The organism is Melghirimyces algeriensis (assembly GCF_900182565.1).
Classification (GTDB): domain Bacteria; phylum Bacillota; class Bacilli; order Thermoactinomycetales; family DSM-45169; genus Melghirimyces; species Melghirimyces algeriensis.
In genome coordinates this window covers 114,530-139,727 of record NZ_FXTI01000004.1, presented here as the reverse complement: position 1 = coordinate 139,727, position 25,198 = coordinate 114,530, and the positions used below count along the sequence as shown (strand labels likewise).

The 25,198-nt window shown below is 45.2% G+C and carries 29 protein-coding genes and 1 other annotated feature; of the genes, 5 read left to right on the top strand and 24 right to left on the bottom strand.

Features of this window, described 5'->3' with window-relative positions; all coding sequences use genetic code 11:
• Positions 1–101: 101 nt before the first annotated feature.
• The 13 genes from FN782_RS07795 to FN782_RS07745 all read right to left on the bottom strand — a co-directional run bounded on the left by FN782_RS07795 (position 102) and on the right by FN782_RS07745 (position 11,110).
• The gene (locus FN782_RS07795) at positions 102–320 is read right to left on the bottom strand and encodes an alpha/beta-type small acid-soluble spore protein (protein WP_142505219.1); all 219 of its coding nucleotides are present in this window, start codon (positions 318–320) and stop codon (positions 102–104) included.
• A 141-nt stretch (positions 321–461) separates the two neighbouring features.
• Positions 462–623 (bottom strand): hypothetical protein, encoded by a 162-nt coding sequence (locus tag FN782_RS16790; protein ID WP_185956136.1) that lies wholly within the window; start codon positions 621–623, stop codon positions 462–464.
• A gap of 110 nt (positions 624–733) precedes the next feature.
• Positions 734–997: a cell division topological specificity factor MinE gene (locus FN782_RS07790; protein ID WP_142505218.1), complete on the bottom strand. Its 264-nt coding sequence runs from the start codon at positions 995–997 to the stop codon at positions 734–736.
• Positions 998–1,017: 20 nt separating this feature from the next.
• Positions 1,018–1,818, bottom strand: coding sequence for a septum site-determining protein MinD (gene minD, locus FN782_RS07785; protein WP_142505217.1), 801 nt, complete (start codon positions 1,816–1,818; stop codon positions 1,018–1,020).
• Between the two features lie 307 nt (positions 1,819–2,125).
• Entirely contained in the window at positions 2,126–2,719 is a 594-nt protein-coding gene (locus FN782_RS07780) for a hypothetical protein (RefSeq protein WP_142505216.1), read from the bottom strand.
• 128 nt (positions 2,720–2,847) lie between these two features.
• Complete coding sequence (locus FN782_RS07775) at positions 2,848–3,138, bottom strand: hypothetical protein (RefSeq protein WP_142505215.1); 291 nt, start codon at positions 3,136–3,138, stop codon at positions 2,848–2,850.
• Between the two features lie 131 nt (positions 3,139–3,269).
• A complete protein-coding gene (locus FN782_RS07770; protein WP_142505214.1) occupies positions 3,270–4,499 on the bottom strand; it encodes an MFS transporter in 1,230 nt (409 codons plus the stop codon).
• Positions 4,500–4,613: 114 nt separating this feature from the next.
• Positions 4,614–4,874 carry a YlbG family protein gene (locus FN782_RS07765; protein ID WP_142505213.1) on the bottom strand — a complete coding sequence of 87 codons (261 nt, stop codon included), beginning with the start codon at positions 4,872–4,874 and terminating at the stop codon, positions 4,614–4,616.
• Between the two features lie 530 nt (positions 4,875–5,404).
• Positions 5,405–5,824 (bottom strand): YlbF/YmcA family competence regulator, encoded by a 420-nt coding sequence (locus FN782_RS07760; RefSeq protein ID WP_142505212.1) that lies wholly within the window; start codon positions 5,822–5,824, stop codon positions 5,405–5,407.
• 84 nt (positions 5,825–5,908) lie between these two features.
• Positions 5,909–6,076: a hypothetical protein gene (locus FN782_RS16785; RefSeq protein WP_185956135.1), complete on the bottom strand. Its 168-nt coding sequence runs from the start codon at positions 6,074–6,076 to the stop codon at positions 5,909–5,911.
• Entirely contained in the window at positions 6,069–7,061 is a 993-nt protein-coding gene (locus FN782_RS07755; protein ID WP_185956134.1) for a hypothetical protein, read from the bottom strand. The genes FN782_RS16785 and FN782_RS07755 overlap by 8 nt, the downstream gene beginning before the upstream one ends.
• 489 nt (positions 7,062–7,550) lie before the next feature.
• A complete protein-coding gene (locus FN782_RS07750) occupies positions 7,551–9,422 on the bottom strand; it encodes a helicase-associated domain-containing protein (RefSeq protein WP_142505210.1) in 1,872 nt (623 codons plus the stop codon).
• The gene (locus tag FN782_RS07745; RefSeq protein ID WP_142505209.1) at positions 9,419–11,110 is read right to left on the bottom strand and encodes a DNA repair helicase XPB; all 1,692 of its coding nucleotides are present in this window, start codon (positions 11,108–11,110) and stop codon (positions 9,419–9,421) included. The genes FN782_RS07750 and FN782_RS07745 overlap by 4 nt, the downstream gene beginning before the upstream one ends.
• Before the next feature lie 264 nt (positions 11,111–11,374).
• Here FN782_RS07745 and FN782_RS07740 point away from each other — a divergent pair, with 264 nt between their 5' ends.
• The gene (locus tag FN782_RS07740) at positions 11,375–11,926 is read left to right on the top strand and encodes a protease complex subunit PrcB family protein (RefSeq protein WP_142505208.1); all 552 of its coding nucleotides are present in this window, start codon (positions 11,375–11,377) and stop codon (positions 11,924–11,926) included.
• A 75-nt stretch (positions 11,927–12,001) separates the two neighbouring features.
• Here the strand turns inward: FN782_RS07740 and FN782_RS16780 are convergent, their stop codons facing one another.
• Positions 12,002–12,151, bottom strand: a complete 150-nt coding sequence (locus FN782_RS16780) for a hypothetical protein (RefSeq protein WP_185956133.1) — start codon at positions 12,149–12,151, stop codon at positions 12,002–12,004.
• Between the two features lie 570 nt (positions 12,152–12,721).
• Here FN782_RS16780 and mgtE point away from each other — a divergent pair.
• From mgtE to FN782_RS16775, 3 genes are all read left to right on the top strand, one after another.
• Positions 12,722–14,089 (top strand): magnesium transporter, encoded by a 1,368-nt coding sequence (gene mgtE, locus FN782_RS07735; RefSeq protein WP_142505207.1) that lies wholly within the window; start codon positions 12,722–12,724, stop codon positions 14,087–14,089.
• 165 nt (positions 14,090–14,254) lie between these two features.
• Entirely contained in the window at positions 14,255–15,595 is a 1,341-nt protein-coding gene (locus FN782_RS07730) for a hemolysin family protein (RefSeq protein ID WP_142505206.1), read from the top strand.
• Between the two features lie 61 nt (positions 15,596–15,656).
• Positions 15,657–15,833 carry a hypothetical protein gene (locus FN782_RS16775; RefSeq protein WP_185956132.1) on the top strand — a complete coding sequence of 59 codons (177 nt, stop codon included), beginning with the start codon at positions 15,657–15,659 and terminating at the stop codon, positions 15,831–15,833.
• A gap of 284 nt (positions 15,834–16,117) precedes the next feature.
• Here FN782_RS16775 and FN782_RS07720 read toward each other — a convergent pair whose 3' ends face one another.
• The 10 genes from FN782_RS07720 to FN782_RS07675 form a co-directional block, all read right to left on the bottom strand.
• Positions 16,118–17,203, bottom strand: coding sequence for a S8 family peptidase (locus FN782_RS07720; protein ID WP_142505205.1), 1,086 nt, complete (start codon positions 17,201–17,203; stop codon positions 16,118–16,120).
• Positions 17,204–17,322: 119 nt separating this feature from the next.
• A complete protein-coding gene (locus FN782_RS07715) occupies positions 17,323–17,739 on the bottom strand; it encodes a DUF2642 domain-containing protein (RefSeq protein ID WP_142505204.1) in 417 nt (138 codons plus the stop codon).
• Between the two features lie 77 nt (positions 17,740–17,816).
• Positions 17,817–18,833 (bottom strand): 3-deoxy-7-phosphoheptulonate synthase, encoded by a 1,017-nt coding sequence (gene aroF / locus FN782_RS07710; protein WP_142505203.1) that lies wholly within the window; start codon positions 18,831–18,833, stop codon positions 17,817–17,819.
• A 52-nt stretch (positions 18,834–18,885) separates the two neighbouring features.
• Positions 18,886–19,136: a binding site (T-box leader), on the bottom strand.
• A gap of 57 nt (positions 19,137–19,193) precedes the next feature.
• The gene (locus tag FN782_RS07705) at positions 19,194–19,844 is read right to left on the bottom strand and encodes a GDSL-type esterase/lipase family protein (protein WP_142505202.1); all 651 of its coding nucleotides are present in this window, start codon (positions 19,842–19,844) and stop codon (positions 19,194–19,196) included.
• On the bottom strand, positions 19,845–20,849 hold the full coding sequence (gene spoVAD / locus FN782_RS07700) for a stage V sporulation protein AD (protein WP_142505330.1): 1,005 nt from the start codon (positions 20,847–20,849) through the stop codon (positions 19,845–19,847).
• Between the two features lie 28 nt (positions 20,850–20,877).
• A complete protein-coding gene (gene spoVAC, locus FN782_RS07695) occupies positions 20,878–21,360 on the bottom strand; it encodes a stage V sporulation protein AC (RefSeq protein ID WP_142505201.1) in 483 nt (160 codons plus the stop codon).
• Positions 21,361–21,634: 274 nt separating this feature from the next.
• A complete protein-coding gene (locus FN782_RS16770) occupies positions 21,635–22,144 on the bottom strand; it encodes a YhjD family protein (protein WP_185956131.1) in 510 nt (169 codons plus the stop codon).
• An 81-nt stretch (positions 22,145–22,225) separates the two neighbouring features.
• Positions 22,226–22,912: a DUF421 domain-containing protein gene (locus FN782_RS07685; RefSeq protein WP_142505199.1), complete on the bottom strand. Its 687-nt coding sequence runs from the start codon at positions 22,910–22,912 to the stop codon at positions 22,226–22,228.
• 195 nt (positions 22,913–23,107) lie between these two features.
• Complete coding sequence (locus FN782_RS07680; protein ID WP_142505198.1) at positions 23,108–23,536, bottom strand: CBS domain-containing protein; 429 nt, start codon at positions 23,534–23,536, stop codon at positions 23,108–23,110.
• A 93-nt stretch (positions 23,537–23,629) separates the two neighbouring features.
• Positions 23,630–24,319 (bottom strand): DUF421 domain-containing protein, encoded by a 690-nt coding sequence (locus tag FN782_RS07675; RefSeq protein ID WP_185956130.1) that lies wholly within the window; start codon positions 24,317–24,319, stop codon positions 23,630–23,632.
• A gap of 158 nt (positions 24,320–24,477) precedes the next feature.
• Here FN782_RS07675 and FN782_RS07670 point away from each other — a divergent pair, with 158 nt between their 5' ends.
• Positions 24,478–25,197 (top strand): hypothetical protein, encoded by a 720-nt coding sequence (locus tag FN782_RS07670; protein WP_142505196.1) that lies wholly within the window; start codon positions 24,478–24,480, stop codon positions 25,195–25,197.
• Position 25,198: the final 1 nt, after the last annotated feature.

The following is a 25,198-nucleotide window of genomic DNA, read 5'->3' as shown; positions in this document are numbered from 1 at the left end:
ATATCTAATGCAAATATTTCGATAAAAAAGCTTTAGATCCTTTCTTTATATGTAAAAGGACAGCGGAAAACCGCTGTCCAGGTAACCAGTTATTCACTTGATTACTGCATGCCACCGCTCAGTTGTTGTTCAGCCATGGAAACCAAACGTTTTGTGATTTCTCCACCAACAGAACCATTGGCACGGGAAGTGGTGTCAGGACCCAGTTGTACACCAAATTCGGAAGAAATCTCATACTTCATTTGATCCAAAGCTTGAGACGCACCGGCAACCAGCAGTTGGTTGGTGTTACGCTCACGTTGCTGTTGTTGTTGTTGCATTCTCGTTTCACCTCCTTATGGATGGTACTCTTATCATGCTTTGATTTGGCTGGGTACATTCAAGTGAATTTCTGGAATGCTCTTTCCTTATAATGGACAACAAAATAAATAAAAAAGCGCCAAGTGGCGCCATACATTGTATCATCCTGTATTTTTCATTAGTTGGTTCCATTCTACACGTAAGCTTTCCAGTTCTTCCTTGATTCGAATTTGCTCCAAAAACTCGTGCCTCTCCACTGCCTCCTTATACTCTTCTTGCTTTAGGCGATACTTATCTTTGATTTCTTGCAATTGATTTTTCAAAGAATTTACACCTCTTTCCCAACAATGGAAATGAGCTTGAGCAAATATTGAAACACCATGCTTATTTATACCCTAAAAATCAAAATCGAAAACCATGGTCGATTTCAGCCTCATTTTCCACGCAGGCGAACCGGGATGCTTGCATTTAAAACTGTCATATTATCCCAATCCCTGGATTGAGGACGAATTTCCACTTGTCCAACCACGTCATAGCCAAATTCATCGCACAATTCAACCAGACGGCTCTGAAACTTCTTTAATTTACGCTCATCAATATCGGATCGTTGGTAGCTAAGCACCAAAGATAAACGATCATCCGCTGTCGCAGCTGTCGGTCTCTCTTTTTCTTTATTAAACATGTTCAAAAAAGCCACTTTTTTCACCTCGTCAGCTCTTAGGCGATATGGAAAATCCGTTTGATCCGATGAATAAGGCTTGGCTCCTCCAATTCTAAAAAAGGAACTCTTTCTCCATTCAGTCGACGGGCAATATTGTTAAATGCGCATCCAGCCATTGATTTATCATCCAATACCACCGGCTCACCTGTGTTGGAGGAACGGACAATTCGCCGATCCTCAGGTACAATTCCCAGCAAATTGATCGCTAGGTGATTTTGAACGCGTTCCACGCTTAGCATATCTCCATCTCTTACCATTCCTGGTTGGACTCGGTTCACAACCAGATCAATCTTGTCCAAATTGGCAGATTCCAGCAATCCGATTACCCGATCTGAATCCCGGACAGAAGGAATTTCTGGATTAACCACCAATACAGCTCTGTCTGCTGGTGCAATGGCATTTCTAAATCCTCCCTCAATCCCGGCAGGAGAATCAATCAGAATAAATTCAAACTCATGGCGCAATTCATCCACAATCTGTTTCACCTGTTCCGGAGTGATCTCTTCCTTGTACCGTGTTTGAGCAGCCGGCAACAATGCCAGATGTTCAAATTCCTTATGTCGAACAAGGGATTGTCGGAGTTTGCTGGTTCCTTCCACCACATCGACCAAATCATAAACAATCCGATTCTCCAACCCCAACATCAAATCCAACTTCCTAAGACCAATATCGGTATCCATCACGCATACCTTTCTGCCCAGCTTTGCCAGAGCAAGGCCAACGGATGCCACTGTCGTGGATTTCCCCACACCGCCTTTACCACTTGTCACCGTAATCGCCACGGAATCATGCTTCATAACTCGTTACCCCTTTCCCAATGCCTGTCTACATAAAACAGCTTACAGGGATCCCGAAAGAAAAAAATCGAACCCAGCTTCATCTGTCTTTTATGTATATACAAAGAACCCGGGATCTTTTTGATCATTATGGAATGATCGCTGAAATTTTTAACATTTAACGCTCTCTATTGACATTCTATAACATGTTTCCCTTTTATTGTATCAAAATCCACTTCATAACTGAAGGGATTGGATAAAATCCCCTATTTATCATCAAAATCACTTATCATTCGACGTATTTTGCTGTTCATCTTCGTTAAAAACCTCAATCTTCGTAGATATGTTTGTGACAATGGGAACAGATTATCGTTGTTTCTTCAATGCGGTCCCCGCAGTGCGGACAGACAAAAAACGCCTTTCCTTCCGCCCAATTTTCGGAGAGTTCCGGTGTGGAAGTATGCGTGGATTGATGGTTTGTTTGATCTGTTTGGGAAGCCGTGTGGGTGTTTTTCTTTTCCATTCGGACCGGTTCTTTTTTCAAACGCTTTTCCTCGGATGCTTCCGGTTGACTCCGATTGTCGGGAGCTGGAATCGATTGTGAGTTCTCCTTTTTTTCCTGTACGGGAGCATGTTGTTGTTTCAGCTTTTCCACAGTCTCTTCCAGTTCAACAATTTTTCTCCGAACATCCTGAATATGTTGTAATGTAGCACGGGTGAGATCCGTCAATTCCAGATCTCCTTTTCGATCCCAATAACGAAAAATTTCTTTTCCCAGCTTGTAATAAAGTGCCTCTTCCTTTTCTTTCTCATTCCGAACCATAAACTTAATCCGACTGATATCCAACATTTTCTTTGATTGATGGCCTGTACTTTCAATGCCTTTTTCAAATTTGTGTTTCAGATCATCAAACAAGCCCAATGTAATCCGCTCCTCAATTCTATAGGCTGTATTATTATTTTACGATGAAAAAGCACCTTCTTCCAGAAGTATTTTCCATAAAACAAAAATCAGCCCCTGTTGGGGGCTGAAAGAAAAACCGGGATGCGCTAGAAATCATCGGGGCCAGGACCAAATCCGGGACCGGGGCCAAATTCAGGACCCGGACCAAATCCGGGACCGGGACCATATTCAGGATCGGGGCCAGGAGCAAATCCGGGACCAGGACCGGGGCCGGGACCAAATCCAGCGGGACCAGGACCGGGAGGCGGTGGTGGAGGTGGTCCACCCAGGCCAGGACCACCAATTCCTTTGGGACCTTTCAACCTTTTTGGTTTCGGTCCACCAAGGCCCCTTTTACCAAACCCTCCTAACATCTTGCCAAGAAAAAAGCCGAGCATAGAAATACCCTCCTGTTTTATCCAAGTAAAAACACAGGTCTTTTATATCCTATGTTGGCTTCTTCGTTTCCAAATGGGACAAATCACCTGGTCTCAAGCGGAAAATGAACCTGCCAATACGGACACTCGCATCACTTTGAAGCGACTTTCTGTGAATGCGATTGCCTTTGAAATTGTGAAGGGGAGTCCGGAAGTCTGCGGCGGAGCAAAAAGGCTCCACAAATCAAGAGAAAAGCTGTCAAAAGGAATAATCCCCGAATTCCAATGATTCCGGAAAGTACTCCCCCCGTGATCGGTCCGAGCATATTCCCCAAAAAAACTGCACTTGTACTGTAGCCATATGCTGTGCTTTCCTTCCCGATCGGTGCATTTTTGCGGATCAAAGTATTTAGAGAAGGTAACAATCCTCCCACACAGAGACCCAATAGAAAACGAAAGATCAGCAACTGCCAAACAGCAGAAACTGCTGCATGGGGAATAAAAAAGACAGATGCCCCCAGCATGGAAAAGAACAACACCTTTTCGGATCCAAACTTGTCTCCCAAGCGCCCTAACAAGGGAGAGGCCAGCATATTGGCTAGACCGGTGACAGCTGAGACCAAACCGGCAAAGAACGCAATGTACCCACCTGGAGCACCAAGATCCGATACAAATAAGGACATTTGCGGCATGGGTGCCACCATTGCGAATTGAAGCATAAAACCGACCAAAAAAAGGATTGGCAATGCCTTTTGGTGCAAGATTTCCGATCCATCTGCAATAAATCCCTTTTGCTTTTTCTCTGGATCAGGTTTTGCTTCCTCTTTAACTGTAAGATTAACCACAACAGTAGCCAATCCAATCGTTAAAGAGGTCAGAAAAAAGATCGTTCGAAATCCAACAATTTCAGCCATCAATCCCCCGATAAACGGCCCTATAATATTTCCGGCCACTGTACCGGACTGCAACATTCCTAGAGCATAACCCGCTCGCTCCTTTGGAGTGTTTGTAGCAACCAGGGAGATCGATGCAGGAATGAACCCGGAGATCGTCCCATTGAGCAAACGAAGGAACAATAACTGCAAGGGACTGATAGCAAGTCCCATTAAAAAAATGACAATGGTCATTCCATATCCTGATCGGAGAATCATAATCTTACGTCCCATTTTATCCGCCAAATTCCCCCATATTGGAGCCATTAAAAAAGCGGACAAAAAGTTGATACCAAAAATCAAACCGGACCACAGTTGGGTTTGATCTGGGTCTGTCACGCCCATCTCCTGAAGATAAAGAGGGAGGAATGGAATGATCATACTCATTGCACACATTACAAGAAATTGCGAAACCATCAGAATGTAAAGATTGCGTCTCCAAATTTCCATTTTGCGTTAATACTCCCTCCTGATTTCTCCAGTTCCCCTCGTATATTTCGTAAAACGAAGTATAATCCGTAAAAAAAACCACCCAGTTACATGACCAGGCAGCACATCGAACAACTAATTACTTGTTGTATTCATTGGTTTATGAAACTCGGTTGCCAATTCCCGACGAAGCGACCGATCTACACGAGTTACAAAAGGCATTCGTTCAATTCGGTAAATTAATTGATTGGCCTTTTTTCCATCCACATAGAGAAATACATATTTAAGCCGCTTGGAGACATAATGGATGTTCCCAAAGCGTCCCAGAGAACGAGCTGCCTTGAGATCCTTCACCCAAACAGCCAAACCAAGCCGTTCTGCGATCTCCAAAGCCATAAAGGATATCTCCTTTTTTATACGTGATTTTCACTTCTCATACTTTATAGAACCTAAGTCATATTTACTTAACTAAATGATAGCACAAAATCGTTATACTTGCGAGAGGGAAGAAAAGTCGCCTATAAAGAGATAACATGTTACACTTCTCTTACCACCCAACAAAACAACATCACTCAGAGCCACTGTAGGCCCTATGCCCCCTAGGAGGTGAGCAACGTGTTTGACACCTTGACAAATCAATTCGTACAACAGCTCCGTCGCAGTGGTTTGAGCGATGTTGAATCCCGGACTTATGCGGGAACGCGGTTCTTGTATATTTCAACCGAAAATAAAAATCAATCCGTCAACCTCTCCCAGATGATTCAAGAAGCCGCGCAACCCCTCATTCAAGATACCGATTTCACATTCGAATGTCGCTTTGTGCGTCAAAGCAAAGATCGATGGGTTTATCGTTTCCACTTTCGGGTACCATCCAAAAAAAGTTTTTGTTGCGGAAACCAATGTCCCAACTGTATCCTATTGTCTTCTCAATGACTCTTGCGTCGATTGCGGTTTGGCATTTTCAACTCTTTGGAATCGTTCACCGGCACCTTAATGGAGCTGGAAACGGTTCTGGCGATGGTGCGACTCACTTCGCCCAAAATAAAGTCAAGCCGTTCCTCCAACTCCATATATTCCCTTATTTTGGGGTTTCCCTTCATTTTGGTTAACCAATCCTCTGCCTCTTGTTTTGCTTTGTGATACTCCGGATGGAAGTGTCCAAAGCGCTGACACTCCTCAAACATTTCTTTTTTTCGCTGAAACTCCTTGATTAAACGCTGAGCCTCTTGATCATCGTGAATCTCTCTTTTCAGATCCAGGTAACGTTTTACTTCCTTCGATTCCTTGATTTGGTCAGCCAATTTATATGTTTCGAGTAACAACTCGGTCATATCCAACGATTTCAAAACAGAAATCCCTCCCAGGACTTAACATAACACGTCAATTGAAAAGAAAAACCTTCCCTGGAGTGGGGAAAGTCAGGAACAACCTCAAACGATCTCTTTACGGGATCGCTCTTTGTTATGACTCTTCACTGCCTGTTCCACTTTGGTGTCAATCGACTCAGGGGTCCAGGCGCTCTTGGTATCCATTCGGCTCCTTTTTTTAAACTTTCCCTTGGCATTAATCGGTTCATGATCAGCCAGTTTTTCAATCATCGGCAACACTTCCTTTCATCGGGAATTGTTGCTGGCTGGTGTTTAGAATACGAGAAACAATCATGAGAAGGTGTTTATTTTCTACTATTATATCATACAGCATTGAGGTGGCTTTGCCCAAATCGGTCATATCGAGGCGAAATACCAGAACAAATAGCTTTCTCTGTAAGACGGTGGTTACCATATATTCATATGGGTATGCATCATTCTGGGAAACGATGTCGGCACCGGTCGTCCAGCTCTCCACCTCAGGACAACCTTGATCTTGCTTTTGATCGAAAAAGGCCACAAACTCTGCTCCAGCTGATCCCAAGAGACTGAGTCCTTCCTTCTCTGACCGATAACAGGCAACCGCCAAACAGGCGAGGTCCAATTCTTTTAAAAGCCGCTCCATCAAAAGATCCGGGTTGACAGATGGATCCCCATGCAATATTACTTCATAAAGGTGTACTTCCGCTCTCACTTGAGCCGCAAGGTGAACCGAACTCTCATACTTCTCTGCCACTTGCTTCAGCTGCCTTTGCAAATTCCTCTTTTTCATCTCTGACTGATTTAAGCGTTCTTCTAGCTGGGCAATCTGCTTGTTCCATTTTTCATCTCCTGCATTTGCTCTTTCTTCTGCCCATTTTTCTCTTTCCTCATATTGTTTTCTGTTAAAGATATATTCACCGAACGTGCTGTAAAAGTAAGAATCCGGTTGGCTCACCTTTTTGGCAGCAGACTGTGCCAAAATCACAGTAACCAAAGCCAAGTACATCAATGCCACCAAAGGAGCATCCCGCCAAACTAGACGGAAATCCCCGCTCAATACGGGTGTAATAAACAATATTGTCAGCAATGCAGCACCATAACGCAGCAAAATGCCGACCTTCTCCGTCCACATGATCGCTGAGGCAAAAAATGCTCCGATAAATTTCCATACAAAATCCCCTGAAAAGCGAGGAGGTTTCGTTTCAGATTTCAACATCCCGTTTTTCTGAGGCATCGGTTGCATAAGCTCCCCGTTACGAAAAACGACCAAACCCTCAAAGTGAGGATATTGACAAGGTGGGGAGCAAAGATTCGATTGCCATCTTTGAGCAACGAGGGGGAGCCGGGTTCTACAGAGATTCGCTGGGTGTTGGCAAGGAATGCTTTACTGAAAATCGAATCCCCTTTGACAATTTTCTACTTTCTCAGCAATCTTCAAACGTAAATAAATGGTTGTGACTATGTTTCTACCCAGCGGTGAATTCGTATTGAGTCCCTCGATATGGGTTATTCAGGTTCTTAACTCCATCACTCTTTGCTCCGGTTGACTGCACGTTTTCCGTAACGGTCTCCCTCCTTTTCCATTTGCTGTTATGCGAAACGCCCCATGTTGGGTTTTATGTATAGGTGTGGATCGGTTTGGCCCAGTCTCTCTGTATAGCTTCGTCTTTCAGGCGGAAAGTCCTTCTCATCCATCAAAGAGAGAGGCTCTCCGATCAAAACATCAGGTAAGATCGTTCCATGGAGACAGAAGCTGTACCTTGACCATATCTTTAAGGTACAACTGTCGCTTTTGGCCGTCAGCATCCTTTCCTGTCACCAACCACTGCTCTCCGGAGCGAAAAACTTCCGTTGGAGTAAAGCGGGACGGTTCGTTGTTTCCAAAGGAATAAAGAACATCCAACTCCATGGAAGCAGCCTTTTTTAAGATCACCCCCAGAGTGGATGAATGATAGGACCGAAGCCCTGAAGTCCATATCTTAGGTAATTGTTTCCATCCAGGGATGGCCTCTTTAGGTGAAGGGTACCGAGGATCAACCAAAACGGCCTCCTCGGTCAACGGTTGTTCATCCAACTGGGGCTCTCCTTGCATACACCTCCACCAAGGTTCCTCATCACCTTTTCGTACAGGTGTGCACCCTTCTGCTTCCAGAACGCTCTTTACCTCTTCCACTTGCTGTTGCGGTACAATAAAGACCCCATCGGAAACCGATTTTATCCCCCACTTTCTTCGTTTTTCCGCATCCAACCCCCACATATCGCTCTCTGGCAACCAAAGCAGCCAAACCTCCTCCAATATGGGACGTCTCCGGTCATTCGTCCATCCACGCAGACTTTCTGTGATATTGTCAGGCGGTGGACCACCGGAGATCCCTTCTAATACCTCCAGCATATCTTTTTCCGTAAAACCTCTCTTCAAACCGCGCTGTACGGAAGAATAACTCAATTCATAAGTGATCAAGGGTTCTCCACCCATACAATCAGCAAATTGGGCAAGAAGAAAGCGTTGATGCAGAGGAAAAAAGGTGGGAATCAGTATTTCAAAATCCGGTTTAACATATCCTTTCATATCCGGAATTTCTGTTCCAACAGGTGGAGCCCAAGGGGTCCAACGCCAGAAAACCTCCCCTTTTTGTTCTTTGCGCTGCACCCACCCCAACGCTTCAAGTGTACATAACCAATGCTTATCTGTTTTTTCCAAAAAGCTGGTATGAAACGGTGTTCCCTTCATTTCCAACCAATGAAGGCAGGTTTCCCTGAAAGAAATCCATCCCCCGGAATAACGCATCATTTCCCACCACAATCCATCCCATTCAGGATGATCCTCCAATAACAGATCTTCGGTCAGACCAAACAGTTCCTGAATTCTGCTGCTCCAGGGGAGAAACAGCCAACGGGAAAGAAATTCTCGATCAGCCATCCATCGATGAGTTTCCTTTTTTAATATCCCTAGCCTTTCAGCACAATCTGCAACCAACTGAATAACCGGGGAACCGGCTGCACCTTTCCATCGTGAAAAATGAAGCCCTTCATCCGATATATCCAGCTCCACTTCCAGCTTTCTCACTGCCGACCTCATCACCTCCCCTTGACGGGTTAAGGGAAGACCTTCTCTCTCCAACTGAACCGCAAACTGAAACAACCCCTCCCACAGTCCTTTGGAAAACGCTCCATCCTGCTCGTTTAATACCAAGTCTTCTGTCGAAATTGGCTCTGAATCCCTCGCAGTTAAAAACGTTCGGCGAATCTCTCTGGGACACCAATGGACCCAGCCACCTGGCTGGTTTCGAAGTTTGTAAACAAGCCCTTTGCGCCGAAGAAGAATTAATGCCGTTCGAAAACGGGAAGGAGATAACGATAAAGACCGTAAAACAGGATCTTCTTCAGAAAACGGACGATCTCCCCATTGAAATACCAAAAATTCCATTACATACTGTTCCCATGGATGGATTTGTTCCATTAACCCCTGGTGAATCGCTTTTAAAATGTGTTCTCCTAATATAGAAGGATGCGTTGTACAATGGTAATGATTCGCAATGTGATAGCGTGTATCTTCTGACAACCCCTGCAAACAACAGATTAGAGACGGCTTCATTCTTTTTTTCCCCCCCACTCGTCCGATTCCATCAACTGATATTGATACCCTTGCTCTACCAAAAACAGTTGACGACGCAATGCATAATCCTGATCGATCGTATCTTTGGAAACAATATGATAAAAATATGCCTCGTTGTTCTTTTCTTTGGGCCGTAGCACTCGACCCAGACGTTGAGCTTCTTCCTGACGGGATCCAAAAGTCCCGGAAATTTGAACAGCCACTTTTGCATTGGGGAGATCCACGGCAAAATTGGCCACTTTTGATACAACAAGCACCTTTTCCTCTCCTCGCTGAAACCGTTGAAACAAATCATTCCTTTCCCTCTGGTCCGTTTCTCCTGTGATCAGGGGGGCTTTCAAACGTTCTGCCACCTCTTTTAACTGATCCAAGTATTGACCGATCACCAAAACCGGTTCCTGTTGATGCTGATGAAGGATTCTTTGCAGAACATTGATTTTTTCCGGATTTTCCGCGGCAATCCGATATTTTTTCTTATGGGATGCCTTCAGGTACTCCCGTTTTTTCCCCTCGTTTAATGGAGTACGTACCTCTGTACACACAGCTCGTGCAATCCAGCCTTTCTGTTCAATCTCCTTCCAGGGAGCTTCATATTTTTTGGGTCCAATCAAGGAAAAAACATCCTCCTGCCGTTCATCTTCCCGAACCAGAGTCGCGGTTAACCCAAGCCGACGACATGCCTGTATGTCAGCCGTGGCACGAAAGACAGGTGCCGGAAGTAGATGTACTTCATCATAAATCACCAGCCCCCAACCCCTTTCCTTGAACAACTTCATATGGGTAAAGGGTTCTTGTTTTCCTGCACGGTGAGTAAGAATCTGGTATGTGGCCACAGTGATCGGTCGAACTTCCTTGCGTGCACCTGTATACTGCCCCACTTGATCCTCTGTAAGATCCATTTTGTCCAATAGCTCTTGTATCCATTGGCGGACAGACGTTGTGTTTGGGGTAAGAATCAGGGTGGCTCGTCCCACCTTTTCCATCACATCCATCCCGATGAATGTCTTTCCTGCACCACAGGGAAGAACCAACACTCCGCTTCCACCTGTGGGATCTTCTTGCTGGTAAAAAGAATCCACAGCTTTCCGCTGGTAGTCTCGAAGTTGAATCGGTTTGTTTCCAGACAGGGGGATCGTTCTCCACCTCAAGGAAAGAGGTTCACCGTCATCATATCCAGCCACATCTTTTATAGGATAACCCGCCTTGATCATCTGTTGTTTGATCCATCCCCGCTTGTCAGGTGGAACAATAAAACATCCATCCTCTGTTGGAACCAGACAGTTCTTCCATGGTGTTGTTTCCTTCATATCATGAAACAGCGAAACATCCGCTACAGAAAGAACCAATTCCCCGTCTTTTTTCATCAGTTTGAATATCCCATAGCGGTTGATCGTTTCCTTTATTTCCTTACCAATTGTAGAGGGAAGACCAAATTTGCTCTCTTCATCCAAAAATGAAAGAATACTCTCCGCTCTTACTCCTTGAGAAGCCGCATTCCATAGTGAAACAGGTGTCATTCGATAGGTGTGAAGAGGGTCCGGCGTTTTAACCGGCTCGGCAAACGTGGATAATCGATTTCGAACCTCGATATAGGACGGATGGTCCGCTTCCAGCAGTATTTTTTGCTTGTCCTGTACAATCAGCGGTTTATCCGGACGACATCTCATCGAGTACGCTCTCCTTTCTTCCCTCTCACTATCTTTTACATTTATACCGGAAAACATGACAATAATGGACGTTATATGGTAGAATGTTAAAAAAATGAATAACCCTTATAACAGAATGGATTTTGTCTGGCTCCTTGGTCTTAATTCGCAACAAAAGCGGGTTGTCTCGTGAACAGTCAGACCTGCTATTTTGCGAAAAATTTTTGCAACTTCCCTTCTTTTGTCCCTGTCCGTTTAAAGTAGCCGTTGACAGGAGGTACGAAAATGAAACTCTGGAAGGTGGCCCTTCTTATGATGTTCTTGGTCGGCTCCATTGGAATCAGTGGTTGCGGAAGCCTCTTCGCTTCAGATGATTCAAGGGGTGGAACAGCTGATTCTGAGGAACAGTCTCTTTCCTTCAAAGAAGAATCCATGGAGCAGCTTCCTGTAGAAGTACAACATAAGCATATGGAAGTGATGAATGCCAGCAAGGATGGGCTGTCCCATACCGAGGTTCGTCATGGAGATAAAACCTATATCATTCTCTCACTTGGTCAACGTCCCACAGGTGGATATTCCATCCGAGTCAATGAAGTCGTGAAAAAAGGAACAACCATTCATGTGATTGCAGAGGAAATGGCTCCTTCCAAAGAAACCATTACCACACAGGCAATTTCTCACCCATTTACAGTAATCTCTTTAAAAACGCCGGATCAGGATGTTCAGTTTACTTACAAGGTTCAAGAAGCACCCAAGAAGGAAAACGCGGCCAATCATACGGAATTTGAAACAGCGGAGTCCTTTAGAGTGAATGACAGAACGGAAGATCACCATTAATCGTCACGTAAAAGCATAGCGAATTCCATCGTATTCAGCCCTGTGCCAGTAGGCGCAGGGCTTTTTGAAATTCCGTCAGCGTTCCCGTTTCTCTCGATCAGGCTCCTTTCTGCGTCGTTCTGGATCTCCACCACGGTCCGGCTGTTCAGGAGATGTCGTGATCGGTTCCCTGGGAGTGGATATTTCCGGATTTCGTTCCGGAGATGGCATTTCAGGAATACGCATGAAAAAACCTCCTTTTATTCACCTTTCGGCTTTTTTATTATGCCCCTGATTTCACAGCTTACCCGGTCCCCGTTTCATATGGAAAAAATCGTTTCCTTCTGTCGATACTATGAAGGCTGGATGTTATCTTCACTTTTCAATGTAAACCATGGAGACTCAGGCGATTCTGGAGAATCCCACAAAGGAGTGATCGGTTCAGAATGGCTTTTTTCTTTTCTAAATTCTCGATCTTCCAGTGTATCAGGCTTTGGGACTTTTACTGAAGGAAATCCATACGGAACGTTGGAAGAAGGTAACGCTGAAATAAGCGGATGAGCATGATGAACATGGGGAGGAACACCCATCGGCACAGGTGCAAAAGGGTGTCCTCTCCTTTGATGAGACATTGGATATACAGGATATGGAAACATATTTTCTCTCCCTTACTGGCTGAATTTTAAACCACCAAATGATTTATATGAAATAGGCCCTTGTCACATACAACTGGGCATGAGGCTGTTCCCAAATCCCTGAAGGATCTGATATGATGATGAAGGCTTTTGGAACTCTGAAAGAAAGGAGGAAAGGATCATGTCTGAAGCGAATGAGCAACAACAGGATATTGATCTCGATTCGATTAAGGTAGCTCTTCAGAAACAGGAAAAACGCTTCCTCCGCCCATTGATTGAAGAGCTCCAGCCTTATGATCTCGGACAGATCTTTTTTCGATTGTCAGATATTTATCGGCCCCACTTTATTCGGATGTTGGAACCCAAGGATATTGCCCAGTTGCTGTCAGAATTGGAGACAGAAGAACAACAGGAGATCCTGACGACCATCGGGCCAGCAAAAACCTCTGAAATTTTAAATCGAATGTCTTCCGATGAAGTGGCCGATCTGATGGGCGAGTTGGAAGAAAGCAACGTTCAGACCCTGCTCAGATCCATGAAACGGGATGAAGCGGACAAAGTCAGGGCTCTCCTCCATTATCCGGAAGACACCGCTGGCGGAAAAATGACCATGGAGTATGTCAGCGTGTATGATTACTACACCGTTGAAGAAGCGATTCAGTATTTACGCAGAGAAGCTCCAACGGCGGAAACCGTATATTATGTATATGTAACGGATGCCGATGATCGGCTGGTCGGAGTGATCTCTCTTCGTGAACTCTTGATTGCACATCCGGAAAAACCGATCACAGAAGCGATGTATGAACGAATCATTTCTGTTCCTACTGAAATGGATCAGGAAGAAGTGGCTCGACTCATGCAACGATATGACTTTTTGGCGATTCCTGTTGTGGATGATGAAAATCGATTGCTTGGGATTATTACCATTGATGATGTCGTTGATGTCTTGATTGAAGAAGCACAAGAAGATATTTCAAAGCTGTCCGCCGTCGGGCAGACGGAAATGGATATTTTAACTCATCCGTTTTCATCTGCCCGACGCCGAATCCCGTGGCTCATCCTTCTTCTGTTTATCGGAATGCTGACTGCCACTCTCCTTAGCTCATTTGAAAATACGATCAACAAAGTTGCTGCTCTCGCTTATTTTATGCCCATGATCGCTGGTATGACAGGAAACACGGGAACACAATCCCTTGCCATTGTCATCCGTGGCCTGTCATCGGGACAACTGACCAAAGACAAATATATCCGTATTTTAAAGCAGGAAGGACTCGTAGGCGTTATCATCGGGACCGTATGTAGTATCCTCATCATCGCTATGGTTACACTATTGCAGGGAAGTCTTTCTCTGGGACTGGTTGTTGGAGCATCTCTATGGTTTACGCTGATTCTGGGAACCTTGGGGGGGACAATGATTCCCCTGATGCTCACTCTGTTGAAAGTTGATCCTACCGTGGCTTCCGGTCCGCTCATCACCACAATCAACGATGTTTTCTCCTTGCTCATTTATTTTGGATTTGCTACTCTATTCCTTCATTATCTTCTTTAGCCTATTCCCAAAGGGTTTTGGGACCGGAACTACTGAGGAGACTTTTTAAAACCGACTGTTATCTATTCAAACGAAGGTATCTCTGATACACTTATTCCAACTAAAAAATTAAGCTCCGTACACACTATAAAATATAAGTAAAACTTGAGCAGGAGGTTGCTTCGGTTGGAGTTATTTCTTGAGATTGTTTGGAATCTCTTTTTGGTAGGTTTTCTTGTCTTTCTGAACGGTTTTTTCGTCGCCTCTGAATTTGCCATTGTCAAAGTGCGGGCAACACGGATTAAGCAATTGCGTGAAGAAGGAAACCGCCGAGCCAAAATCGCTGAGAAAGTGATTGCAAATATGGACGCCTATCTATCCGCCACCCAGTTGGGAATTACCCTAGCCTCACTGGGACTGGGTTGGGTTGGAGAACCGGCGATCGCTCATCTGATGGTGGAACCCGCATTAACCCTGCTTCCATTCAATGTGCCTGAATGGCTTCAGTCCACTCTTTCCCTAGGGATTGCCTTTGCCATCATCACCTTTCTCCATATTGTACTGGGTGAAATGGCCCCCAAATCGCTGGCGATCCGAAGGTCCGAAGGAACCACAATTTGGACTGCCAGATACCTAGATTGGTTCTACAGGGGTTTTTATCCATTTATATGGACTCTAAATGGCGCGGCCAACAAAATTCTCAGCTGGCTGGGAATTGAATTGGACCCAGAACAACAACAGGCACATACAGAAGAAGAAATCCGAATGCTAGTCGCACAAAGCCACAAAAGCGGGCACATTGATCAAACAGAGCTTTCTCTTTTTGATAATGTATTTGAATTTACCGACCGGGTTGCTAGGGAAATCATGGTTCCAAGGGTGGACATCATCTGTCTATACACCGAGGATTCCTTGGAAGAAAATTTAAACACGATTCGGGATGCCCGTCACACACGCTTCCCTCTTTGCAAGGAAGATAAAGACAATATTATCGGTATTGTTCATATCCGACATATCTACGAAAAGCTTCTGTCCAATGAAACTCCCAATCTAGCCGATCTAACCCAACCGGTGATCCGCGTGCCTGAGACAATGGAAATCAAAGATGTGCTTCGTATCCTGCAACAGAAGCGATCCGAAATGGCCATTGTAGTCGATGAATACGGGGGTACAGCAGGTATTGTTACCACGGAGGATATCATTGAGGAGATCTTTGGCGAAATTCAGGATGAATTTGATGATGAACGTCCGTTCTTTCAAAAAAGCGGTCATGAAACCTCCATTGATGCCCGGCTTTTAATTGAAGAAGTGAATGAATACTTTCAGACCGACATCGTAGACCCCAATAATGATACCATTGGGGGTTGGATCTTCTCCCAATTAAACGAAGTCCCCAAGATTGGAGACAAAGTTCGTCATCAGGATCTTCAATTCAAAGTTCAAGAAATGGACCATCACAGCGTGGAACGATTGTTGGTCAGCCGAACAAAACAACCAGAAGAAACCAAGCCACAACAAGACCACTGACTTTGTCAGTGGTCTTGTTTAGGAAATGCGAGCGGGAATCCTCCCCATTTTAATGGGGTAGATGAAAGCGAGCGTACCACGGGTGACCGAAGGAAATGCCTGTGGGGCACTTCCTTCGGTCGCACCACGGGCACTTCCTTCGGTCGCACCACGGGCACTTCCTTCGGTCGCACCACGGGCACTTCCTTCGGTCGCACCACGGGCACTTCCTTCGGTCGTCGGACGAGGAAAATGTTAATACATTGCAAATAAGACAATTTTTGGTAAGCGAAAACGCGTTAAACGATTTGTACCTTGAAAACCGAATCGTATGGGGTTGTAGTGAGGAAGGAACAGTCACCACGTAAAACAATTCCTGTCATGTGGGAAGACCCACAAAAACATTTTCAACATGTACCGTAGGAACTACGGGAAGTGAAGCTCGCGGAGAGTACCCGCCTGCGGCTCGATGAACCGAGAAGCTCTACCACTTTTGTGGGGAGCAGTTCACGACGAACCCCATGCCTTTAAGTGTATAGAGTCTCAACGTCCTTTCACCTGAACCAACCCTCTTCCATAGAGACGTCTGCTCCCTATGGGCATGGCTCTTTGGTACAAAAGATTCCGTACAGATGGAGCTGTCTTTCCCCAACGCCATAAAACAGCAGCTGCCCCGGAAACATGCGGGGCAGCCATGGAAGTGCCACTTAAAACCGCATATTTATCATCTTTATAGGTACTGAGAATTTTTACACCTGGTGCTGAGAGATCCAAAGCAGAACCCACAGAGGAAAAAGAAGCACGTCGATTATTGCGGTTGATAGAGGCTACAGCAACCGCAGAAGGAATTCGGGCAGGAGATTCCACACTATCTCCTGTTCCTTGACGATTCCCACTGTTTCCAGCGGCGGCAACCACCAAAATCCCCTTCCGGACAGCTGCATTGATAGCATGAATCAAGGCTTTGGAAGCTGTTGCATTTGTCGATAGACTGATATTCAAAATGTGCATCCCATGATCAATTCCCCAATCAATCCCCCGAATTAAACCTTGAACGGTACCGGAACCCTGGCTGTTTAGGACTTTGATGGCATACAGGTTTACGGATGGTGCCACTCCAACAACTCCCAGTCGGTTGTTTTGCGCAGCAATAATACCAGCCACATGTGTTCCGTGACCGTTATCGTCCTGGGGGCTTCGTCCAGAGTGGACAAGGTTGACCCCACCCCGAATATTGCGAACCAGATCGGGGTGATTTAAATCAATGCCTGTATCAATCACTCCAACTCGAATTCCCTTTCCAGCTTTGGGTTCAGGCTTTCCACGCCATACCCGTCCAACATTCCAAGTGTAAACCTGTCGAGCAGATTGAGTAACCTTTTGGTACTCCTCCCGTGTCAGAATATGACTTACTTTCGGATGAGGAATCATCGTGAAGTTGTCTTTTTCACTCAACATAATATCAGGATGATTCTGAAATTTCGATATTTCCTGCCTGGGAATTCGCATGGAAATCAGTCCAGTGTGACCACTTACGTAATCAACGAAACCTCCGAGCCTACGTATCGAATTGACTGCGGAAGGACTTTTCAGAAGAAGGGTATAGGATGCATGATTTTTTGTATTCATTGAAAATCACCTCATACATGCAACATATGAGGAGCGATTCTTACCGGCTTGTGCTTCTATCGCAAAAACGAAAAGATTGGTAGAAAATAAAGAATCGAGCAGCTTAGACCGCTCGATTCTCACAATTCTTCCTTCGGAGATACATAAACAATTGCATCCCATCGGATATAAAACTTTTGGTCTTCCTTGGAAATCAGTAAATGATCTGGATAAACCCCAGCAACCTCTCCATCCAATTCTTTTGTATATGTGCAAACGTTCACCCGCTGCCCCAACACCTGGTACATCTGTTCAGACAACAGCAATGCCTTACCCCTTCGCCTCAACAACCCTTTCAACGGATTCTTAAAGCCCCGGTCAGGACCGGAAGGGGACTTTTCCCTCGGTATAGGTGGCAAGGAATCAGGAACATTGGGCAAAGGTTGCGCATAGGGAGGACGAATGGTTTGATTGGGAAATGGCCCTTGAATCGGTTCATCATCGGACATCCAAGGAGACCCGGAATAGGGGGGCATGGGATGGAAAAAATCATTCATGGAGAATCACTCCCATTGGGGATCTCACCATACCCTATGCATCTGTCCGAAATTCGGAGCCTGGCCTTCTGTCTTTTTTATCCAGAAACCATCGCCTTCTTTGATTTTACCTGACCAAGTTCCTTCATCATGGAACGAAAGTTTTCCAATGTCAAAGACTGTGGACCATCGGAAAGTGCCACTTCAGGATTGGGGTGCACTTCCACCATCAAACCATCCGCTCCTGCCGCTATAGCCGCAAGGGACATCGGAGCTACATATCTCCATTTTCCTGTTCCGTGGCTGGGGTCAACAATGATCGGCAAATGACTTAAATGCTTGATCACTGGCACCGCAGACAAATCCAATGTGTTTCGCGTATGCGTTTCAAACGTGCGAATTCCCCGTTCGCACAGAATAACATTGGGGTTTCCTTCATTTAAGATATATTCCGCAGACATCAGCCATTCCTCAATGGTGGATGACAGCCCGCGTTTCAGAAGAACCGGTTTATCCGTTCGACCCACTTTTTTTAACAAGTGGAAATTTTGCATATTTCGCGCACCCAACTGAAGGACATCCACGTATTCCAACATCATGTCCAGATTTTCCGGGTCCATCACCTCTGAAACAATTGGCAGTCCTGTTTCTTCTCTAGCCTCTGCCAATAATTTCAATCCCTTTTCACCCAAGCCCTGAAAGGAATATGGAGACGAACGGGGTTTAAACGCTCCACCTCTGAGTAATGAGGCTCCGGACTCTTTGACTGATCGCGCACTCTCCAGAATTTGCTCCCGACTTTCCACTGAACAGGGTCCTGCAATGACTACCGGATTTCCTCCCCCAATCTCCACATTTCTCACCTGGATTCGACTCGATTCCGGCTGGAAGGAACGTCCCGCCAATTTAAACGGTTCACTTACATGAACCACTTTTTCCACACCGGAAAAGCGCTCTACTGAAAGCCCACTCAACGTCTTTTTATCTCCAATCAGACCCAGTATGGTTTTATCCACACCTTTAGAGTAGTGAATCCGTATTCCTTTTTCTTCCAAAGCTTTTGCAATGGAATCCACTTGCTTCTGACTCGCATCTCGTTCCAATACAATAATCATCGCAATGGACCTCCCTTTCTCAAAGTTGAAAAACAAAAAATCCCGCCCCCCTCTAAGGGACGAGATTTGTCTCGCGGTACCACCCTTTTTGGATTCATCACTGAATCCCACTCAAGTACACACAGATCATCCTGTGCCAATCCGGATAACGGCGGATCTCCGTTACGGGGTTCACCGGAAATACCGGCTTTAACCGTCTGCTCCGGGATGTAATTCAAAGATCGGACCGATACCGGTTTGCAGCAACCACCGGCTCTCTGCAATCAGCTCCCGCCTTTTACTTTATCCCTTCAACGCTTTTTGTTATTAAATATTGTGGATAATTTAACATGTTGTTATGTCGTTGTCAATAACCTGTTTTCATTTTTTTAAAGAGAATCTGGGTATACTCTCTTTCTTTTCCATCACGCACGATTGTTGAAATAACTCGGCCAATACATTATATCCTTTCTGATTGGGATGCACTTCATCGGCAAAAAAATCCTTGCGATACAAAAAGGCATCAAACGGATTGACCAATTGTACCCCATATTTTCGACTTAGATGAGCATATCCGAAATTCATGCTTTTTAGCACTCGCGAGGCCAACTTAAACCCCCACTCATAAGCGGGAAGAGGGAGATAAAATCCCAAAACCTGAACCGAAGCATCAGGATTTAAATCCCGAATCTGGCGCATTACCTTTCCTGTTCGATCCCACACCTTTTTCATCGATTGGGTCAAAACTGCCATTGAAGCACCCTTTTCATACCAATCGATAAAATCACAACCACCCGTGGTAATCGTAATATGGGTAGCATGAGGAATTAATTTGCGAATCGCCGACGTTCCAATCAATTCAAGCAATTCCCCCGAAGTAAGGCCAGATATCCCCATATTCATCAGTCGGCACTCATTGGAGTGCTTCAGCTTACCAAAGTATTGTGCTACAAAATGACGATCGGGTTGATCGGCTCCCACTCCTTGCGTCAAAGAATCTCCCAGCGCCAAATAGATGATTGGATGATCCATTCAAACGTTCCCCCGCCCTTCAAGAGTAACCGCATGAGCAATACAGGGGATCGATTCCCCCTGTTGGTAGGAAACCGGGTTCATCAGAGCTCCAGTCGCCACCACCATGACTCGCTCAAGTGTTCCCTGAAGCATATCATCGATAATTCGTCCATAGGTAACAATCGCACTGCTGGCGCAACCACTTCCTCCTGAAAAAGCTTCCTGTTCAGGGGTAAAGATCATTAATCCACAATCCTGAAAGCGTTCACCCAATGTATATCCTTTTTCTTTCAACAAGTCTGCTGCGATGGGGTGCCCTACTTTCGCCAGATCTCCTGTCACGATCAAGTCATAATCGTCAGGTTTCAATCCGGTATCCTCAAAATGCGTTTGAATGGTTTCCGCGGCAGCCGGTGCCATTGCTGATCCCATATCAAAGGGATTTTTTAATCCCATATCCACCACTTTACCGATCGTAGCATACCGGATTACCGGTCCCGCCTGCCCTTTGCCAAGAACACCAGCGCCGGCGCCGGTTACGGTCCATTGAGCACTGTCGGGTTTCTGACCACCATATTCCGTAGGATAACGATATTGCCGTTCAGCCGTTGCATTATGACTGCTGACTGCAGTAACAACCGTATCGCAAAAACCGCTTTCCACTAGAACTGTGCCTGTAGCCAGCGTTAGCATCGATGCCGAGCAGGCACCAAACATTCCGATATAAGGAATACTATGGGTTCTGGCCGTAAAGGACGCAGTGATATTTTGATTTAGCAAATCTCCTGCAAGAAACAGGTCCACTTGGTCCGTCTGTAGACCCGCTTTTTCCACAGCAATACTGACCGCATCCTCCATCATTTTTTTCTCCGCTTTTTCCCATGTATCTTCTCCTGCATAAAGATCGGGATAAACATGATCCAAAACGTCTTTTAGCTGGCCCTCACCTTCTTTGGGGCCGGATACAGCAGCGCATCCAAGCACTCGCACACCGCTGTCAAACGCCCAAGAACGTTTACCCATCCGTTTTTCAGGCACACTTCTCCCCCCTTTAACCTATGATGTACGTCAGCAGTGTACGGATCACTCCGATAAAAAAGGCCGCCACCACACCAAATACAATGACAGATCCTGCCAGCTTAAACATATTGCCTCCCACTCCCAGCACATAACCCTCCGACTGATGTTCCAAAGCCGCTGAAGCAATGGAATTGGCAAAACCTGTAACCGGAACTGCCGTTCCGGCACCTGCCCATTGTCCCATTTTGTCATATACACCCAATCCAGTAAGCAAACAAGAGAGAAAGATTAATGTAGCCACAGTCATATCCCCGGCATTATTAGGGGAAACTCCAAACCCTTTGATATAGAGTGTTTGGAGTAACTGTCCCAATACACAAACCAGCCCACCAACAATAAATGCTTTGAGACAGTTTATCCAGACATTTGGAGTTGGTTGGTATTTACGGGCCATATTTTGATACATCTGTTGCTTTTTCTGCTGTTTTTGCTTCTGATCTTTGTTTTGAGCCATTGAGGTCACTCCTTATCCCCAATCCTTTTTTCTAGGTTTCGAAAATAAAAGGACTTTTATTCCACCTTTGAAAAACGGAAAAAGAAAAACCGCCAAAAAGCGGTTGGGTCTGATAAAATGCGGGCTCTTTTGCCCGCATCGGCTCAAAGAAAGTGATTTATCTTTTTTCTCTTAGTCAAGCTTTCGTCCCATAACCGCTGCCATGCCTCCCAGAACCAGATGAGCGATACCAAACCCGGACACCCAATACCCCCATGCCTGACGATTGCGGAGGTTACTGACTGTCTGTTCTCTCCTGAACAGTGACAAAAATCCGGTCATCGTTACAATCAAGCCGAGAATACAGGTGATCATGCCTGTCCGTCTCATGCAAATCCCCCCTTTCACTATTAATGTGTACATCAAAGCCGTTTTGCTCGCTGGTACTTTTACCCGTCCAAATCCATAGCAGAAGTTCATCACACTGGCTGTGAATCCATCCATTTAAAAAACGCAAAGTGTATAAGTACCCTTGAATCCGAACCTTTACTTCCCGGTAATGATCCCGTTGCCGAACATCAATCATTTGCACACCATGACTTTTCAGCTTTTTTCTGAGATTTACAAGCTCTTCCTGAACGGTTTCTAGTGTTTGAGCATAATAACGCATCAAAGCCCTTTCTGTTTTCAAAGACGCATTTCTCAACCATGCCTGATCTCGTTTAAGAACTTTCTCCAGAACCTCCAAAAAAACCGTTTGTTTTACCAGGTGCATGCCCCATTCATATCGGTCTGCTTTCCACAACGCTGTTCACCTTTCTTCAAAAGAACATTTGTTCCAATTATATAGGAACAAATGTTTTATATTCATGGTTCTTTTTGGAAGTTAGTCATTTCTTGCAGATCCGCCTTTACCCATATCCACATAGATTTCATCTTCATTCTCCCGTTTTGCTGCATAAAGAATCTGACTCACATCCGAAAACCCCTGTTTTTTCAACGTTTGCTTCAACCAAGCGACATCTTTATCAATCTGTTTCAGATTTTCTTTCTGAATCACCCCGTCCACGACAAGAGATAAAGCCAGCCCACGATAAGGAGTGGAAAGGTTTAGATCTTTAGGGGTGACAGGATACAAGTCATCCTTTGGAAGGACACTGATGTCACCGGTGGGTTCCATAATGGCATATTGAACATAGCGTAAATCTGGAAACCCCTCTGAACGAATGGTAGACAACAGCTCCGAAATGGAAATTTCACATCGAGCGAGGTTATCACGGATAATCTTGCCGTGTTTCACTAAAATCGTAGGCTCTCCCAAAATCCATTGATTGGTTTTCCGATAAAGTGTTAACTTGGCAAACAGAATATGAAGCAAGGTCACCAGAACCATTCCCAGAATGGCTTGAAACCAATCTTCCACCAAAACGGGATGAGTCGCCAAGGCTGCAATGACAACAATGGCCATTAAATCGTAAGGGGTCACTTGGGCCATGGTAGACTTCCCCATCAGCCGCAGGGCAGCAATCGCAGCAGAAAACAAAAACGTCACCTTAACGATGTATAGCAACATCCTACGTCACCTCTGACTGAATGAAACAATCCCAGCAATGATTCCAAGTTTGATAGAGAAATTGCACATCGATCCGCCTTGACCTCTTCATCCAGTGGGAAGGGGGGTGCTGAATCCAAGTCAAAATCTGATGTTGTATCAAGGAAAAAGCCTGCCTTCAAGAATAACGGGGCAGGCTTTTTCGAAACATCGGATCTACATTTGAGGGGAGCTGGGCTCTGAGATATTGCTGAGTGCCTGACCTGCTTCATTGGCAAAAGGTTGGCGAACAGCCAAATCCCCCAAAGAGACAATTCCGACCAGTTGATTGTTTTCTACCACCGGCAATCGGCGAATCTGGTTTTTAGCCATGATTTGAGAGGCTTCATCCACCGACATGTCAGGGGTTCCGGTGACAATGTCGTTGGACATAACTTCCCGGACCGTCACCTCTTCATTCCTTTGCTCAGCAAGAGCTCGAAGTACCAAATCCCGATCGGTCACCATCCCCCGGACCTGGCCATTTTCCACTACCGGAATGACCCCGATATTATGTTGTTTCATTAAAGACGCGGCCCGGTATACATTGTCTTCCGGAGAAACAGAAGCCACACTCTTTGTCATAATCTCACGTAATTGGCTCATACCTATTCCCTCCTTTTCCTTGGTTATGGTCTCCATTCAAAAAAAATCCATACGCATCAAATAAGAGAAGAATCTCCTTCGTAACTCAAGCCTTCATTTTTGATACTTATCCACATACAGGGTGCCATCTGATTGCAACGCTGCATAAAAAACATCTTTGACTGAACTTATAGACGCTGTTTTTCGCACTTCCTCCAACAACCATTTTGCACTCTTCCCCACTTTTCTGAGATTGTCATAAATGATTTGCCCCTCCACCACCAGTTCCATTGGAAGATGGGGTTTTTCGGAAGGGGGGGTCAGGGAATTTTTTGGAGTGAGCGGCTCTTCCTCCGGTTTTAACATCACCGATAGATCTCCATCGTTTTCAAGCACGGCATATTGCACCTTGGAAATATCAAAAATGTCCTTTTTTCGTAGCGTTTCCATTAACTCATCCACATTGAAACGCGTTTTACGCAGATTTTTCTCTATGATCTTTCCCCTGGAGATCATCACCACCGGATCTCCTTCCAACCACCTTCTTGCCTTGCGATTTTTCAGGGATAGATAAGACATTGAAAAAGTTAATAAACCAAACAAAACCACGCCAAAAAAGTGCTGCAGGGTATTTCCATCCATATCTGTCGCCATGTTTCCCGCAATGGAACCAAATGTGATCCCATTGATATACTCAAAGTATGTCATCTCTGAAAGCTGTTGTTTCCCCAGCAAACGAGCCAGTATCAAAATGGTCGCAAAGGCGAATACGGTCTGGTAAAACACTTCAAAATAGCTTTCCATCAATTCACCCTCCATTTTTTCTAGCTTTCCACTGTCTCCTTATAAAAATCCATAAAAAATCGTTGACACTCCCATTGAATTAGTGTACTATCTACCTAGATCACCAGTGTATTATGTATCTAATACACAAAGACGCAACTGTGAAAGGGGAAGCGATTGTGAGCACATGGCGAGGTTTGCTGAAAAAGGACTTCCAACTGGCTCTCCCCTGGGTGTTAGGAGGATTCGCCCTAATCCTGATGGCAGATCTTTGGGCTGTCTGGATGACCAGCAAAGCATCGGGTCGCTTTGGATTAAGCCTTATGCCTATTCTTGCCCATATCCTTTATCTGCCGATCTACTTAATGATCAGCCTGTGGTTGGAAGGAAAACAGATGCACCAATGGTTACATAACCCGCACGGTATGTGGAAATTATTGTTATCCAAACTGGTGCTTGGAATTCCCCTTATGCTCCTATCCTTGATAATCAGTGGAATATACCCAGTCTATCTGCTTGTATCGCTAGATCTTGATATAAACCTGTTGGAGAAACAGCTGAATCTGGTTACGATCGGGCAGTTTCTGCTTTCCACTGTCTGGTTTTCATTGGACCTTGCCCTTTGGGGACTGATCCTCTGGTCAATCTTTCATTGGCTTCGTCCCTTTTTTGGCAAATGGAGCTGGGTAGTCCTTTCTGTTGTAGGACTGGCTTTTCTGTATCTGTCCGCCCAATGGGCCTTAAGCCCAACCTATGAAACGCTGACTCAATGGGGAGCCATTGTGACACTTCCTGACAATTTAACAATGTACATGGGAGAATTACTCCATGATTTGCTGTTGGGGACATCCTTTTTCTTTCTCTCTGTATGGATTCTTGAACGAAAATTGGAGGTGTAAA

Coding starts and splice junctions, on each gene's coding strand:
- FN782_RS07770 (WP_142505214.1), bottom strand. CDS start 4,499: ATGGAAATTTGGAGACGCAATCTTTACATTCTGATGGTTTCGCAATTT.
- FN782_RS07680 (WP_142505198.1), bottom strand. CDS start 23,536: ATGAGCCAATTACGTGAGATTATGACAAAGAGTGTGGCTTCTGTTTCT.
- minD (WP_142505217.1), bottom strand. CDS start 1,818: ATGAAGCATGATTCCGTGGCGATTACGGTGACAAGTGGTAAAGGCGGT.
- FN782_RS07795 (WP_142505219.1), bottom strand. CDS start 320: ATGCAACAACAACAACAGCAACGTGAGCGTAACACCAACCAACTGCTG.
- FN782_RS07755 (WP_185956134.1), bottom strand. CDS start 7,061: ATGCCTCAGAAAAACGGGATGTTGAAATCTGAAACGAAACCTCCTCGC.
- FN782_RS16780 (WP_185956133.1), bottom strand. CDS start 12,151: ATGCGTATTCCTGAAATGCCATCTCCGGAACGAAATCCGGAAATATCC.
- FN782_RS07685 (WP_142505199.1), bottom strand. CDS start 22,912: ATGTTGCTATACATCGTTAAGGTGACGTTTTTGTTTTCTGCTGCGATT.
- FN782_RS07745 (WP_142505209.1), bottom strand. CDS start 11,110: ATGAGATGTCGTCCGGATAAACCGCTGATTGTACAGGACAAGCAAAAA.
- FN782_RS07705 (WP_142505202.1), bottom strand. CDS start 19,844: ATGGATCATCCAATCATCTATTTGGCGCTGGGAGATTCTTTGACGCAA.
- aroF (WP_142505203.1), bottom strand. CDS start 18,833: ATGATTATTGTATTGGAACGAGATGCGAGTCAGAAGCAAGTGGATTCC.
- spoVAD (WP_142505330.1), bottom strand. CDS start 20,849: ATGGGTAAACGTTCTTGGGCGTTTGACAGCGGTGTGCGAGTGCTTGGA.
- spoVAC (WP_142505201.1), bottom strand. CDS start 21,360: ATGGCTCAAAACAAAGATCAGAAGCAAAAACAGCAGAAAAAGCAACAG.
- FN782_RS07765 (WP_142505213.1), bottom strand. CDS start 4,874: ATGGCTTTGGAGATCGCAGAACGGCTTGGTTTGGCTGTTTGGGTGAAG.
- FN782_RS07675 (WP_185956130.1), bottom strand. CDS start 24,319: ATGGAAAGCTATTTTGAAGTGTTTTACCAGACCGTATTCGCCTTTGCG.
- FN782_RS07720 (WP_142505205.1), bottom strand. CDS start 17,203: ATGAATACAAAAAATCATGCATCCTATACCCTTCTTCTGAAAAGTCCT.
- mgtE (WP_142505207.1), top strand. CDS start 12,722: ATGTCTGAAGCGAATGAGCAACAACAGGATATTGATCTCGATTCGATT.
- FN782_RS07740 (WP_142505208.1), top strand. CDS start 11,375: ATGAAACTCTGGAAGGTGGCCCTTCTTATGATGTTCTTGGTCGGCTCC.
- FN782_RS07750 (WP_142505210.1), bottom strand. CDS start 9,422: ATGAAGCCGTCTCTAATCTGTTGTTTGCAGGGGTTGTCAGAAGATACA.
- FN782_RS07775 (WP_142505215.1), bottom strand. CDS start 3,138: ATGCTCGGCTTTTTTCTTGGCAAGATGTTAGGAGGGTTTGGTAAAAGG.
- FN782_RS16775 (WP_185956132.1), top strand. CDS start 15,657: ATGAAAGCGAGCGTACCACGGGTGACCGAAGGAAATGCCTGTGGGGCA.
- FN782_RS07715 (WP_142505204.1), bottom strand. CDS start 17,739: ATGAATGATTTTTTCCATCCCATGCCCCCCTATTCCGGGTCTCCTTGG.
- FN782_RS16785 (WP_185956135.1), bottom strand. CDS start 6,076: ATGATTGAAAAACTGGCTGATCATGAACCGATTAATGCCAAGGGAAAG.